Annotated in this window: 11 protein-coding genes; 7 read left to right on the top strand and 4 right to left on the bottom strand. The window is 51.6% G+C overall.

Annotation, left to right across the window (positions count from 1 at the left end):
* Positions 1-25 precede the first annotated feature (25 nt).
* The 4 genes from BRW83_RS07030 to BRW83_RS07045 are packed head-to-tail and all read right to left on the bottom strand — an operon-like array spanning position 26 to position 3012.
* A complete protein-coding gene (locus BRW83_RS07030; protein ID WP_005880539.1) occupies positions 26-679 on the bottom strand; it encodes a hypothetical protein in 654 nt (217 codons plus the stop codon).
* The gene (locus tag BRW83_RS07035; protein ID WP_005880538.1) at positions 679-1617 is read right to left on the bottom strand and encodes a DMT family transporter; all 939 of its coding nucleotides are present in this window, start codon (positions 1615-1617) and stop codon (positions 679-681) included. Before BRW83_RS07035 ends, BRW83_RS07030 begins: the two co-directional genes overlap by 1 nt.
* A gap of 4 nt (positions 1618-1621) precedes the next feature.
* Complete coding sequence (locus BRW83_RS07040) at positions 1622-2548, bottom strand: AEC family transporter (RefSeq protein ID WP_036602858.1); 927 nt, start codon at positions 2546-2548, stop codon at positions 1622-1624.
* A 56-nt stretch (positions 2549-2604) separates the two neighbouring features.
* A complete protein-coding gene (locus BRW83_RS07045) occupies positions 2605-3012 on the bottom strand; it encodes a GlcG/HbpS family heme-binding protein (RefSeq protein WP_005880534.1) in 408 nt (135 codons plus the stop codon).
* A 195-nt stretch (positions 3013-3207) separates the two neighbouring features.
* Here BRW83_RS07045 and recC point away from each other — a divergent pair, with 195 nt between their 5' ends.
* From recC to BRW83_RS07080, 7 genes are all read left to right on the top strand, one after another.
* Positions 3208-6564: an exodeoxyribonuclease V subunit gamma gene (gene recC, locus BRW83_RS07050; protein WP_005880532.1), complete on the top strand. Its 3357-nt coding sequence runs from the start codon at positions 3208-3210 to the stop codon at positions 6562-6564.
* The gene (recB, locus tag BRW83_RS07055; RefSeq protein ID WP_005880531.1) at positions 6561-10301 is read left to right on the top strand and encodes an exodeoxyribonuclease V subunit beta; all 3741 of its coding nucleotides are present in this window, start codon (positions 6561-6563) and stop codon (positions 10299-10301) included. Before recC ends, recB begins: the two co-directional genes overlap by 4 nt.
* Entirely contained in the window at positions 10298-12157 is a 1860-nt protein-coding gene (recD, locus tag BRW83_RS07060) for an exodeoxyribonuclease V subunit alpha (RefSeq protein WP_005880529.1), read from the top strand. The genes recB and recD overlap by 4 nt, the downstream gene beginning before the upstream one ends.
* Before the next feature lie 151 nt (positions 12158-12308).
* Positions 12309-12704, top strand: coding sequence for a helix-turn-helix domain-containing protein (locus tag BRW83_RS07065; RefSeq protein WP_005880525.1), 396 nt, complete (start codon positions 12309-12311; stop codon positions 12702-12704).
* Between the two features lie 648 nt (positions 12705-13352).
* Positions 13353-13634, top strand: coding sequence for a hypothetical protein (locus tag BRW83_RS07070; RefSeq protein ID WP_005880524.1), 282 nt, complete (start codon positions 13353-13355; stop codon positions 13632-13634).
* Positions 13624-13851 (top strand): hypothetical protein, encoded by a 228-nt coding sequence (locus BRW83_RS07075; RefSeq protein WP_005880522.1) that lies wholly within the window; start codon positions 13624-13626, stop codon positions 13849-13851. The genes BRW83_RS07070 and BRW83_RS07075 overlap by 11 nt, the downstream gene beginning before the upstream one ends.
* Before the next feature lie 393 nt (positions 13852-14244).
* Positions 14245-15285, top strand: coding sequence for a hypothetical protein (locus BRW83_RS07080; RefSeq protein WP_005880520.1), 1041 nt, complete (start codon positions 14245-14247; stop codon positions 15283-15285).
* Positions 15286-15292 lie beyond the last annotated feature (7 nt).

A 15292-nucleotide genomic window follows, 5' to 3' on the forward strand; every position in this document is an offset into this window, starting at 1 on the left:
GGGCATGCGAATGCTATGCTGACGTTCATAATCTGGCACTGATCAGATCCATCAGATGCACGGCATTGACGCCACCAAGCTTTAGTCCATGCAGGCACCCGGTGCAATAACAGACGACTTTATCGGTGGTGAACTGCTTGCCATGTTCCTGCATCCTCCTCTCCTGTTCTTCCGGAGGCAACGGGATGAATTTGTCTTTTGCATTGTCGAAAAACCGGACAGGGGCAAACCGGGAATATCGGGGAGACTGGGTTTTCATGAGCGAGGAACCGCAAAAGTCCGTTTTTTCAAAATTCTTCGCGATTTCGACTGTCTCGACATTCATGAGGCCAAGGATGTGGCGGACGGCATCCTGCATGGGACGGTTGTCGAAGGATCGCCAGCAGTCCTGTACGGTAACGGTATCGCCACTGTAGTCCGGCCATGGGAAGGCATCGTCGTTTTCCAGTATTTCCCAGATGGAGAGGGAGCGGTTTTTCGGCGTGTATTCCTGAATGAAGGCGCTGCAGGTCGGACAGGTATAAACGGCTATGTCCTCTTCCCGCAGTGTGTCGAGTCCGGTGCTGCAACAGCCGGTTTGACGGATGCCGTGCTGACGGATCAGGTATTGCCGGATTTTCCGGCTGTTTACCCGTGAATGAATGGTGTATTTGCAGCCCGGAAAATAGACGGCGGACATTATTTTTCTCCCGTTTTGACTCGCTCGATTTCTTTTTCTATTGTAGCCAGATTTTTACTTTGTGTGACAAGATACACACCGGAGAAGATTAAAATGACGGCGATTGTTTTCAGGAGGGTGAAACTGTCCATGCCCCATAAAATGGCGACGATGGCGGCGGCTATCGGCTGGATGTAGTTGTACATGCTGACGACGGTCGGCCTCAGTCGCTTTTGTCCTATCGAAATGAGCAGATAGCTGATGAAGGTGCCACCCACGACGACGAAGGCGATTCCGGCGAGGGTGCGCCATTCGACGGCCGCCCAGTCGATCGCCAGTATTTTGTCGTATGTGAACGGCAAAACGGACAGGGTCGAACCGGTGAACATCCATTTCATGATGGTGATCGGCGAATACCGGTTGATCAGGCCGCGGAAGAAGACGAGGTAGATGGAAAAGCAGAGCTGCGCTGTCAGGCACAACAGGTCGCCCCGGATATTGCTGGCGTTGCCGTTGGCGAGTTGCTGGCCACTCATGACGAGCAGGATCGCTCCGGTCGCGCCGAAGACGATACCGGTGATTTTCTTGCCGGTGACCGGTTCTTTCAGGTAGAAGGCAGCGATGATCAGGGTCAGGATCGGCAGGCTGGTCGTGATGATCGACGCGTCGATCGGCGAGGTCATGGAGACGCCGAAGATGAAGGAACCCTGATTGAAGACGATGGCAATCTGGGAAGCAAGGAAAAAGAGGCCCAGATCCTTCCAGCTGACGGGTTCTCTCTTCGTAAAGAAAGAGGCTATCCAGAACAGGATGGCTGCACCCAGTATGCGGAAGTCCGTCATGACTATCGGGCTGACGACACCGGCTGCCATGACCATTTTGGCGACCGGCGACATGATGCCCCACATGGCGTTGGCCCCGAACATGGCCGCGTGACCGGTCAGTTTTTCAGGCTTCATGATGTCAGAGGATGGTCAGCCAGACGGATAAGGTCAGGATACCCAGCACGGTTGTCAGGAATATGGTTCGGGATGCGATACCCCCGCCCTTGCCGTAGAGTTCGGCCAGCATGAAGGGCCCGGTTCCGGTCGGGAGTGCCGAGAGGATGACGGCGGACTTGGCCCAGAGCGGTGGCATATTGAAGACATGGAACGCGAAATACCAGGCGATCAGCGGCTGGGCGATCAGTTTCAGGATAACGAGTTCGATGGCGACGGCGGAACTGGAACTTTCCTGCCTCTGGGCGAGGAACAGGCCGGTGGCAACCAGCGCGCACGGGCTGGCGGCCCCTCCCAGGAGCTTGATCGACTGAAGCACGCCGTGTGGCAGTTGCAGTCCGGTCGCACAAAAGGCACCGGCAATGACCGGGGCGGCGATCAACGGGTTTTTGCAGAGTGAGACACCGACGTTTTTCAGGGTTGTCCAGACGCTTTTCCCTGACTGGGAACTGGCCTCGATGAAGACGATGGACACGGCAAAGTTGGCCGAGACGGTCAGGATGGCGGCGACCATGGCCGGGCCAAGTTTGTCGGCACCGAATGTCAGCGCACAAAGCGGCAGCCCGATATAGCCGGTATTGGCGTATGACGCGGAAGTCGCGTCGATGGTGGCCGAGGTCAGGTTTTTCGTTTTGAGCCAGTGAAAGGCCAGTACGGCGAAGAAGATGATGAATACACCGAGTTCGAAGGCGTAAAAGAATTCAGGCTGGTACAGCTCGCTCCAGGTACTGTTGACCATGACGTCGATCATGAGGGCCGGGAGTGCCAGATAGACGACGAAACGGTTCAGTTCGGTACAGGCGTTTGTAGACAGCACGTTTCGCCTGCGCAGGACATAACCCGCGATGATGAGCGCAAAAACAGGCAAAACGATATTGGCGATAGCAAGCATAGATCTCAGGCAAAACATAAAGCCACCCGGAGGTGGCTTTTCAATTCATTGAAAATTCAGTCCGTCAGGGCGGCGACTCCCGCTTTGGCGATCTGTGCGTCTTCAAAGGCTTTGACACCCGATACGCCGACGGCGCCGATGCAAACCCCGTTCACAATGACCGGAATACCGCCTTCGAGCATACCGTCAATTGCAGGAGCGGACAGAAAAGCGGTACGCCCTCCATTGATCATGTCTTCGAAAACCTTGCTTTCCTTCCCGCCTAGCGCAGCGGTTTTCGCCTTGGCCTGTGAAATGTGGGCAGACAAGGGGGCGGCATTGTCCATGCGAAGGAAATGAAGCAGGTGACCACCGTCATCGACGACGGCAATAGATACGATCAAGCCGTTTTTCACGGCTTCCTTTTCGGCGGCAAATGCCATTTTTCTGGCATCGTCCAGAGTCAGTACAGGTTTTGTTTTCATAGTCGCTCCTGGTGAGAGTTTGATAAACGGCAGCTTTTTGTGGAAGAAACCGTTTTGCATTTGCGTCAATTGTACGATATGACGGCATGAGGTTGTACAATCCGGTATGGATTTGTGTATCAGGGCCGATAGCATACTCCTGTTTTTACGACTGTCGGCAATGATTTTTCAATAAAAGGCCGGTTACGCCATCGCATGCTGAATCTGAATCTGTCCAATCGCTTCGAGGACCTTCTCGCGGCTCTGTTAAAGAACCTGCATTCCTCGCCTGCTTCGGTGTTCGAACCGGAACGGATCATCATGCCAAGTGCCGCGGTAAAGCGTTGCCTGACGATGGCGATTGCCGATACTTTCGGGGTCTGCGCCAATGTGGAGTTTTCCTTTCTCGCGCAGTGGCTCTGGCGACAGGTCGGGCATCTTGTCCCGGTTCAGAAAACCTCACCTTTTTCTTCCACGGTTCTGGTCTGGCGGATTCTGGGTTTGCTGGAGGAACCCGGTTTCGCTGATCCTTACCCACGGCTTTCAGCTTATTTGTCTTCCAGCGACGAGCTTATGCGTTACGATCTTGCCGCCCGGCTGGCGTCACTGATGGAACAGTATGTCATTTATCGCCCCGACTGGCTGTCGGCATGGTCCAGAGGCGAACGTGTCGATATCGTGCCTGCCGACCATAAGAAGTTCGATACGATTGAAAGCGACCAGCGCTGGCAATCGGCCTTGTGGCGCCGGATTGCGGCAGAGACCGGCACGCTGGAAAAACAGCCTGTCGAGCTTTTTTTCGAGGCTATTTCCGAAGACGAAAAAAAGGCGGCTTCCCTGCTGGATTCGCGTATTCACCTGTTTTGCGAGCCGTCCATTGCGCCGCAATATATTGAGATGCTGGAGAAGCTTTCACGCCTGATCGATATCGAGCTTTACGTCCTGAATCCCTGCCGTGAATACTGGTTCGATATCGTCGATTCCCGCAGGCTGGCCTATCTGGCAAACCGGCAAAAAGACCTGTACCACGAAACGGGGAACACCCTGCTTGCCTCATGGGGAAAACAGACGAAGGCATCGCTTGAATCCATGCACGACCGCCTGGACAATATCGAAAGGGAAGATGACGCTTTCATATCGAATGCGGAGCTTGGCGTGCCTGAAACGCTGCTGTCACATTTGCAGGACGCTATTTTCGATTTGCGTGAGCTGGAACCGGCTTCGCTGTCCCATCTGGGGGACGATGGCAGTATCCGGATTCACGTCGCCCATTCCCTGACCCGGGAAATCGAGATCCTCCATGATCAGCTTCTCCAGCGTTTTGCGTCGGACGATCCGCCGACGGCCGACCGGATTCTGGTGGTCACACCCGATCTGGACGCTGCCGCTCCGATGATCGAGGCGGTATTTTCCAGCCATAACAGTCATCAGGCACGTATTCCTTATACGATTACCGGGCTCTCCGGTAACCGGATCAATCCGGTGGCGCGCGCCCTGCTCGACTTGCTGGCGCTGGCGTCTTCCCGTTTTTCGGCAACGGACGTGATCGATTTGCTGATGCAGCCGGTTATCGGCAAGACTTTCGGGTTCGATGGCGATCTGAAAACCTTGCGGAACTGGTTTGCCGACGCGGGAATTTGCTGGGGACTGGATGGTGCACACAAGGCCGAGTTCGATTTGCCCGAAGAAGACAGACACAGTTTTCATGACGGGATGCACCGCCTGTTTCTCGCCTATGCCTTGCCGGATGGTGAACAGATGCCATTGGCCAATCGCCTTCCGGCCGGAAACCCGTCGGGATCACAGGCTGTCGCTCTCGGTCAGCTCTGGCAGTTTATTGGCGGCTTGCGGCGTTTGAAACGGGAACTGTCGAAACCGAAGACGGCGGATGGCTGGATGCAGACGTTTTCCGATGTGCTTGACTCGTTCATGACGGTTTCAACGGAACTGATCGAAAGTGAACGGGAAGTCCGTTCGTGCATCGGCGAGTGGCATGCCGCGATGGCGGAAGGCAGCCCGGAACTCCTGGCGGGATTTGCTATTGCGCGTCATGCCCTGGAACGGGCGCTGGAGGGTGCCGGACAGGGGAGTGTTCCCGTTGGAACCGTGACGTTTGCGCCGATGGACAGCTTGCGCAACCTTCCCTTTGACCATATTTATGCCATCGGACTGGACGATGGGATTTTCCCGGCTGACCGGTATCCGGACGAGTTCGATCTGATTGGAGTCGCGCCTCGCAAGAGTGACAAGTTGCCACGGGAATCGGACAGGAATGTGTTCCTCGATCTGGTGCTCTCGGCCAGAAAGAGCCTGACCCTGAGTTATTCCGGGAAAAATATCCGCGACAATTCCGCAAAGCCTCCTTCGATATTGATATCCGAACTCCTGAAATCGCTGAAACCGGCGCTTGCCGTATCGAATGATCCGGCCGATCTTGCTGCGGCTGAAAGGATGCTGGTCGTCGTTCACCCTCTTGCCGCTTTTTCCGCCGATTATTTCAATGGCAGGGGCGATCCCCGTCTGGTGAGCTTTCGAACCGACCTTTGCGAAGCCCTCAGAATACGGCAGGAAAGTCAGGCAAAACAGCAAAACGACGCATCTTTGACCGTTTCATCTGCGATGGCGACGGACGAGAGTGACGATGACACGACAACGGACAAATCCCTGCCTTTTTTTACCGGTTCTCTTCCGAAGCCCGAACCGGTATGGCAGGAAGTCAGTCTTGAACAGCTTGTCCGGTTTTTCAGCCACCCTGCCCGTTATCTGCTAAGGCAGCGTCTGGGTATCCGGTTTTCGTCAAAAGAAGAGGAATTGCCTTGTGCCGAACCGTTCACGATTGACCGGCAAAACCGCCGACAGCTCGCCAACAGGCTGTTGCCGCTCTTCCTTGAGGGCCACAATGAAGAATCGATCCGTCTGGCGGCGCTGGCCGGAAATGAATTTCCTCCCGGGCAAATGGGTAAAAACCGGATGGAACAGGAACTGATGGAACTGGCGGCTTTTGCAAGGGCGGCACAGGCTGACTTGCAGGCCGATGTTCTCGCTCCGGTAACGGGCAGCCTCGATTTCATAATTGATGGTGAAGAATGGCGATTGTCGGGGTCGCTGACGGAATTGAGGCAAAACGGCCTTGTCCGGCTTCGTTACGACAATGGCAGTGCATGGGATTATCTGGCTGGCTGGATCGAACACCTGTTTTTGAATGCCCTTGTGCCTGACGGCATTGCGCCGCATTCGGTGTGGTATTACAAAAATGAAAGCGTACGGCTTCATGCTTATAAAGAGGCGAAAAACAGGCTTTTCGAACTGGTGGACATTTACCGGACAGGATTGATGGCTCCGGTCCATTTTTTCCCGCGTTCCTCGTGGGAATTCGTCTCCTCTGACGACAATATGAACAGGGCCAGAGGCGAATGGGTCCATGCGCAACATGCCAATGGCGGCGAACATGCCGAGCGCTACACGCAATTGGCGATGCGTGGGGTGGACAATCCACTGGATGACGATTTCATTGAATTGTCGAAACGGGTTTTCGTGCCGTTATATGGACATCTGAATGGGGAAATATCATGAGTTTTCCTGAAGAATTCGATGTTTTCAACTGCCCTCTTTCAGGCCGGATTCTGATCGAAGCCTCAGCGGGGACTGGCAAAACCTGGAATATCGGAGGCCTGTACCTGCGTTTGCTTCTGGAAAAGCAACTGGAAGTGAAGCAGATTCTCGTCGTGACATTCACAAGGGCGGCAACGGCGGAATTGCGCGACCGCATCCGGGGAAGGATCGCAAAAGCGCTCTCTTACCTGAATGGCGTTGATGATCTGGCGGACGATACCTTCCTGCTGGAACTGCTCGGCAGGCAGCTTGAGACCGGTAATACGCACGCGGAATTGACCAGTCGCCTGCAACTGGCGTTCGAGTCCTTCGATCAGGCGGCGATTTTCACGATTCACAGTTTTTGCCAGCGGGCACTGGCGACGACGGCGTTTTCTGCCGGCGTCGCGTTTACCGTCAGGACTGAAACGGTCGACGAGGAAATGGTGCTCGAAGCCGTGCAGGATTTCTGGCGACGCCACATCGCCAACGGGCACCTGTCCGCCGCTTTTTCGGCATGGCTGGAAAAGAAACGGGTCACGCCGGAAAAACTGATGCTGCTTTTGCGAAGGCATTTGAGAAAACCGCTGGCACATGTGCTCTGGCCCGATGAAATCGGGGCTGCCGGAAATCAGGATGACAATCCGCAGGCGTCTGGTCTGGAGACGGCGTTTCACGAAGCAAGAGTATGCTGGCACACCCGTCGTGAAGAAGTGCTTGAAATCATGATGTCTTCTTCTGCCGATCTGAATCAGCAGCGTTACAAGCCTTCTGCGATTGAAAGTGCCTTCGGTGCTTTCGACAGGCTGTTTGCGACCGGCGACCCGCTTGGAATGGTTGACAGTGTCGGCAAAACGGAACTCCTGACAACGTCGAAACTTCTCGCCTCGACCAAAAAAGACAGGACGACGCCCAAGCATCTTTTCTTCGGACTCGCGGAAAAGCTTGTGATTGAATGCCAGCAGACAGAAGCTGATCTTTCAATGGCCTGGATGCGATTGTTAAAGCGATTTCTTGAAGAAACAGTCGCTTTGCTGAAGGCAAAAAAACAGGAAAAACGGGTGGTCGCTTTCGACGATATGTTAATCGACCTGTACAAGGCCTTGCATAATCCCGAACTGCCCTGGTTGCCCGACGTGCTCAGGCAGCAATTCCCTGCCGCTCTGATCGATGAATTTCAGGATACCGATCCGTTGCAATATGCCATTTTCCGTTCGATTTATGGCGAATCGGACTTGCCGGTTTTCATGGTAGGCGATCCAAAACAGGCGATTTACAGTTTCCGCAACGCCGATTTGCACACGTATTTTGCAGCCCGTTCCGAGGTCGATTATCACTACACCTTGCCTGAAAATCACCGATCGACTGCTGGCCTGATCGAAGCCTGCAATACGGTTTTTTCCGTCAATTCACGGGCGTTTCTCCAGTCTGGCCTCGATTTTCTGCCAGTCAGAAACGGAAACCGGGAACGGCCTGAACTGCTTGATTTGTCTGAAACTGAATCGGAAGCCAGTCTGACAATATGGCGCTTGCCTGACGAAAACGGCGAATGGATAGAACGTACCAAAGCAAAAGAACGCGCTATCGAAGCGACGGCCGATGAAATCGCTCGCCTTTTGAATGCGAGTGCAAAAGGAAAACTGACGATTGGCGAGAAGCCGGTTTGTGCCGGGGATATGGCGGTTCTGGTCAGGAGCCACCGGGAAGCGTCTATGGTGGGCAATGCCTTGTCACGCCGTGGCATCGGGAGTGTCTCGCTTTCTCATGAGAGTGTCTTTTTGTCCCGGGAAGCGAGGGAACTGGAATGTATTCTGGCAGCCCTTTTGTCGCCCGGCAGCGAGTCTTTATTGAAAGCGGCTCTCTCGACTGAAATGCTCGGGTTCAATGCGGGAGAAATGGACGTCCTTTCAAACGATGAAGCCCGGTTGTCGGACTGCTTCGAACGGTTCGAACAATACCGCAACAGCTGGATTTCCAACGGCATCGGCTATGCATTGCGTTTCCTGATGGATCGGGAAGGTATTGTGAAGCGGCTTCTGGCCTTGCCTGACGGTGAAAGGCGCATGACGAACCTGATGCATCTGGCTGAACTGTTGAACCGGGAAAGCGAAAACAACGATGCGCCAGACGCCCTGCTCCGCTATCTGGCTGAAAAACGCGAGAGCGACAAGACGGGTGAAGAGGAAGAATTACGGCTTGAAACGGATCGCAATCTGGTCCAGATTATGACGGTTCACCGTTCGAAGGGACTCGAATTCGCTTTTGTTTTCTGTCCCCTGCTCTGGGACGGCTATTCCAGACGGATGCCGAATGCTCTGGAAGGCATCGAGTATCACGATAATGAAAAGCTTGTGATCGATTTCAGGGAAATGGACAAGGAAACGTCACAGGCGATCAAAAATGATCAGGCGATTGAAACGGCGGCTGAAAGCCTGCGTCTGATTTACGTCGCACTGACCCGTGCGGTGTATCGCTGTTATCTGGTCGCGGGCTGTTACAGCCGTTCAAACGCAAAGCTGAAAACGGCGGAATCGCAACGCAGTCTTCTGAACTGGCTGGTAGCCGGAAACGGGTGTTCGCCCGATGAATGGTTCCTTTGGGACAACCGGAAAAAAGAAGACGAAATCGCTGCCGGACGAAACGCCATAGAAGAGGCATGGAAAGCGCTTGAAGGACGTTGCAGGGATATCGTGTTGTCAGATTTGCCGGAAAATCGCGGGGTGAGCCTGACTGAAACGGAAAACGGGCATGACACGCTTGCGGCAAAAACCTTTAATGGCCGGATCGTTTCGCGCTGGCGGATGAACAGTTTCAGTGGCCTGATGCGCAACGCTGTCGAATTGGACGAGTCGGGCGACCATGACGAGTATGTTGTGGCTGAAACTGACGGTTCTGTTGTGATGGAAACCGCACAACCGGAATTGTCCACCATTGACGCAGACGACATTCTGCTGTTCCCGAAAGGAACCTTTGCCGGAAGTTGCCTGCACGCGATGTTTGAAAACGCGGATTTCACCGACCGGGAAAGCTGGAACACGGCAATTGAAAGTGCACTGCAGCAGTTCCCTCAAACGGCAGAGGTGATTACCGTTGAAGATGGCAAAAACAGTTACCCCGACCTGAAGGCAATGGCAAGACGGATGATGGAAGACGTGCTGAATACGCTTTTGGGTGATGGTATTGTTCTTTCCTCGATCCCGAACGAAAAACGCCTGACCGAACTGCCGTTTTGTCTTTCGGAAGCGCCAGTATCGGCGAAAAGCCTGAATGCCCTGTTCAAACGTTTTGATTACCCGGTCCCGCAACTGGTTTTCGATGATATGAACGCTTTTCTGAACGGGTTCATCGATCTGGTGTTCGAGCATGAAGGCCGTTTTTACGTTCTGGACTGGAAATCGAATGTTCTCGGTACGAACAGGGAAGATTATGGCCCGGCTCCTGTTGCGATGGCGATGGCTGAACACGGATATCACTGGCAATACCTGCTTTATACCGTTGCCCTGCACCGTTTCCTGTCATTGAGACTGCCCGGTTACGACTACGACAGGCACATGGGAGGTGCGCTTTATCTGTTCATCCGTGGAGTCCGGCCGCAGTGGAGTAACGAAGATGGAACACCTTCTGGCGTGTTTTTCGACAAGCCGGATCGCTCCATTATCGAAGCGATCGACAGTCTTTTGAAACCGGCGGGAATGAAAAACAGGGAGAATGCGCCATGAGAAAGCCGTTTTTCACCGAATCCCCCGAGCAATCCCTTGCACGTGCCTTTGCCGAACATATCGTGTCCTGGGCTAGGCAGACCCGCGAGCTTGACGATCCAGTCGCCAATACGCTGAAAAAAGCGGCATGGCAGGTGAGCATGGCGGTTTCATCGGGTGATTCATGCCTGTTGCTGGATGATCTGGATGAAAATGGCGATAAGACTGATGTCGGCATTATCCGGCAAATGCTTTTTGACTCCGGTGTCGTGGCAACGCCTGATTTGCCTGGAAACTGCCCGCTTGTTCTGGACGGCGAAAACCGGCTTTATCTGCACCGGTATTTCGGGTATGAACAGACACTGGCCGAATGTCTTGTCAGACTGTGCCAGCCTCGTGAGATCGATACGAAATTGTTACGCCCTCTTCTCGATTCGCTTTTTTCACAAAACAAAAGCGACAAAACGCCAGACTGGCAAAAGATGGCGACGGCACTGGCTTTGAGGCAATCCCTTCTGATTATCAGTGGCGGCCCCGGAACCGGCAAGACAACGACTGTCGCCAGTCTCCTGGCATGCATTCTGGAAACGTCTCCCGCCAACCGGATCATGCTGGCTGCCCCAACCGGGAAGGCGGCCAAACGGATGCTGGATTCGATTTCGCAACGATTGGATCTTTTTCCTCTTCACATGCAGCCAGCCATCCCGAAAGAAGCGTTTACCATTCACCGGTTGCTCGGCATTACCGATAATCTGTCGAATGCCCGTTACCACAGGGGCAATCCCCTTCCCTGTGAGACGCTGATCGTCGACGAAGCATCAATGCTCGATCTTGCGCTGGCGTCGACACTGTTTGCCGCCTTGCCTGAAAACGCAAGGGTCATTCTTCTGGGTGACAAGGATCAGCTGGCAGCCGTTGAAGCCGGTTCCGTTTTTTCGGAACTCTCTTCCCGATTTGTTCTTTCCGGCTCATGCCGTGACGATCTGGAAGCGCTCACCGGATACCGGCTCACGGATAGTGACCTGCCGGACGCGGAAAATGATGCTTCTGGCGCTCCTCTTGGCGACAGTGTTGTCTGGCTGATGAAAAACTACCGTTTTTCCGAGTCGTCGGGTATCGGGAGGCTGGCAAGCGATATCCGTGACAAACGCATTGCGGAAGTGATCCGTTTCCTGCGTGAGCAAAACGACCCGCTCGTCCAGTGGCTGGATATGGACGATACCGGCGTTGTATCCGGTTTCGGGAAAACAGTTTCGGAGCAATTCGACGATTATTTCAATGTCGTCAGGGAAAATCCATCCGACGTCCGGCTGGTTTTTGATGTTTTCAACCGCTCCCGCATCCTTTGCGCGGTTCGGGAAGGACCGTATGGAGTGAACGCCGTCAACCGTTTGCTTGCCAATGCGATATTGAAAATGCAGGCTGACGGGAATCAGGCAGGTAAAAACCTTCGCGAGAAATGGTTTGCCGGACAGCCGGTTATGGTCAGGCGAAACGATTATGTCCTGAAACTGTTCAATGGGGATGTCGGTATTGTTTTACCGGATGCTGCGGGAAATTTGTCCGTTTATTTTCCGGATGAAGACGGTTCTTTCAGGTCTGTACCGCCCTCACGGATCAGTGACTTCGAAACGTCTTTTGCGATGACGGTTCACCAGTCACAGGGGTCGGAATTCGATTCTGTCCTGCTTTTGCTGCCGTCAGAACCCTCCAGGGTATTGTCCAGAGAGCTGATTTATACCGGCATTACCCGTGCCCGAAGTAAAATAACGATGGCATCCCGGCTGCCGGTTCTGCTGGAAAGCCTGCAACACGATTCTGCAAGACGTTCAGGCCTCGTGAAGCGGATCTTCGAAATCACGACTTGCAGTGGATGAAAACGATGAAAAAAACGTTTTCCTTTACGGTGCTGTAGCCAGTCAAAACGGGTGTTACACTTTATTTTTATGGATGAGTCCGGTTTGGGAATACAATACGCCCAAATTGTTTTGAACTCATGCTCAATATCTTTATTCGACCTGTTTTCATATGGATAAAATTGCTAAAAGAATAGAAAATTGCCGGCGCCATCTGAATTTCAGTCAATCCGAATTGGCACGAAAAGTCGGCGTAACCCCTCAGGCTGTGCAAAAATGGGAAAAAGCCAAAACCGTTCCCCGGGGTTATACATTGGAAAAACTGGCCGGTGTGCTTGGTGTTTCACCGGCTTATATCCAGTTTGGAATTACCGATGCATCTTCTGGCGGTCATTTTTCCGTAGAAGACGAAAAGACCGAATACCTTGTAACCGGCTGTTCAAAACAGGAGGAATGGCCTTTTTCCATTTCCAGAGAACAGTTCAGCCACTTCAGCGACGAGCAACGTTCTCTTATCAATCGATATATCGAAATTCTCTGGCAATCGGTCGACCGGAAGGAAAACTGATTCCTTTCACCCACATCTCCCCGCTCCATTACCCCCTGTTTTGTTATCTTTCAGGCAAAACGCTTCATACACTTTTGACACCTTGATGCCTTAAAACAACGTTTGGCATCTTCTAAAAAACCTTTTCGGAAAACAAGGTAAACTGCTTGCCGCCCCGTTATCTGGATGGCCTATTTTTACACATGACGGGAGTTGGTTTGAATTGTCTGTCAATAAGCTTTTTTTAAATGGACTTATTGATTTTTAGCAATTTTGTTTATAGCTTGTTTTTTATAATTTCCGTTCTTATTGGGAAATGTTGTTTGACGGATGCATTATATATTTAGGCTATTGGAAAATGTAAAATTTCAGTCAGGTTCAGGTTATTCAAGAATCTTCGAACCGTTCTTTTCATGACATTCCAATCTGTTTTCATCCAGCATAAACCGTTGGATCAAGCGAATTGTATTCGGCTTTAAAAAGATGTTCGTTAACAAATTTAACCATTTTTTACTGTTTATTACAACCGAAGGTTGTAGTATTGCCGTTGATGCGGTAACATTCGGGTGTATCATTTGTAACTTTAAGTTTAATCAAGAATTTGTTTTACTGATTTTTATCTAATGAAGTCGGTTTTTGAAACGAATCATTTTTACGCCAAGATCTAAAATGGACGAACTTAAAATGAAGGAAATGCTCACCAATATTCATTTCGAAATTATCCGTAATTCCATTCTGACGAGTCGGGAAATTGCGGATGGCGTCGGTGATTTTATTCAGAGATATACAACCGGAAGCGAATTTGCCGAAGTTTCCGTCGCACTCATGAATGAAGACAAGGATGAAGTCTTTGCATTGATGAAAAAGATTTTGAATGAAGCCATCTGGTATATGGCAGAAGAACAAACGGAAGAAGAAAACCAGGAACCTAAAAAGGAATATGATGACTGAATATTCGCATATGATCCATGAGGGACTGGAGGTCAGCATCAATGCCCTCGTCCAGTCGATCAACGGGCTCATGAACCGGGAACAGAATCTGCGGGAAAATGGATTGTCGGACAAGGCTGAACGAGTTCATGCAACGATTGAACGTCTTTATGTTTTACGTAACGAACTCATTCTTATTTTCAATGAACAAAAAAAGGAACGGACGGACTTTGTCTGACGCCGTTTTTTCCTGAATTACGGTAAAGGCGAATCTCTTCGTCTGTTCCTCCCGGGACCTGCCATCTGGCAGGTCTTCTTATATGGAGAATGACCTTGGTTACATTCTTGAGTTTGTCCACTTTCCTTGTGGACAAGCTTGTGCAAAAACGATGTATGGCACTCATAACGCCTTGATATTGAATCCTGTTTGAAAATATGCCTGTTTTTCGGGCAGGCTGTTTCATATTTTTTCCGGTACAGACAATTATCGATGCATAAATATTGTCTCTGAAAGCTCAGCCATTATCTTGTTGTCTGACCAAACTCAATGCCGGTTTTCACTCTCACCTGACAATGCTCCTGTATAGGCTTCTTTTGGATTTGCCGATTTTATTTTTGTTTGAAAACCATTATGGACGTACTGGAAAACATCATTGTCGCCTCTCTGGCTATCGTAATGACCTCTCTGATTGCGGTGCTGTATCATATACGGCAGCTCTATGCGACGGCGCCTGTCATGTTCCAGAAGAAGTCGGATAGCGGTTACGATTCTGTTTTCCAGATCGTCGTGACAAACCGCGGCAATCAGGTTGAAGAAAATATCGAGCTTGAAATCGATCCTTCCATCACGTTCGAAATTGTCGCCGCCAGTGTTCCGGACGTGACGAAAGACGGATCGACCGTTCGCATCGAACGTATTCACCGTAAAAACGAAGTGATCGTTTTGATTTCCACCACCGAGATCCATTTCGGATCTGCCACAATCCTCTCTGTCTCGTCCAATAATGTCAGCGGTCGTGTTTGCAAGACCCCGAAAGATATCCCGTTCAATTATGGAATGACTTCGCTTGCAATCCTGCTCCTGCTCAGCGCATTTCCCGTCGGGTATTATATTTATCAGGTCGCCGGTTATGTCGGGGACAAGGTCGATGAGGAAAAACTGGCTCCCGTGACGAAGGAAGGCTGGAGCAACCTGGATGAATATCAGGAATCGGATTTGCGGAAAAGTTACAGTGATCAGGAATTTCCGGTCAGACTCTCGCAGGTCAAAAAGAAGCAGGATTATGGCAACGATTCCGTTCCGGTTTCCCTGAAGGATGAATGGGACAATATCGATAAGGATAAAGATGCCCTTTTGCAGTATGAAATCAATAACAAGACAGCAGACAATCTTGGCGTCATGGCTTACCGGCGAAACGGGAACGCAACGCGCCCCTATTTTGCTGAAGTCTCTCCGCTTTCGAAGGGCGTCATTATCGTTCCGGTAACAGGACAGACCGATTCCGGCAATGTACAGGTCGAGTTCCTTTTCCGGCTGAACGATGAATGGCTTGAGAAGATCGTTCATTCCATCGATGCACAAAAATTGCAGGAAATGAAAAATGAGGACGCTTCAAAAACGGATGGAGGCCAATCGTTTAAGGCCAGAAAACTGGCCAGCCCCTCAAAATAAGGGGCTA

Origin of the sequence: Oxalobacter formigenes (assembly GCF_002127965.1) — a bacterium.
GTDB lineage: Bacteria > Pseudomonadota > Gammaproteobacteria > Burkholderiales > Burkholderiaceae_D > Oxalobacter > Oxalobacter formigenes.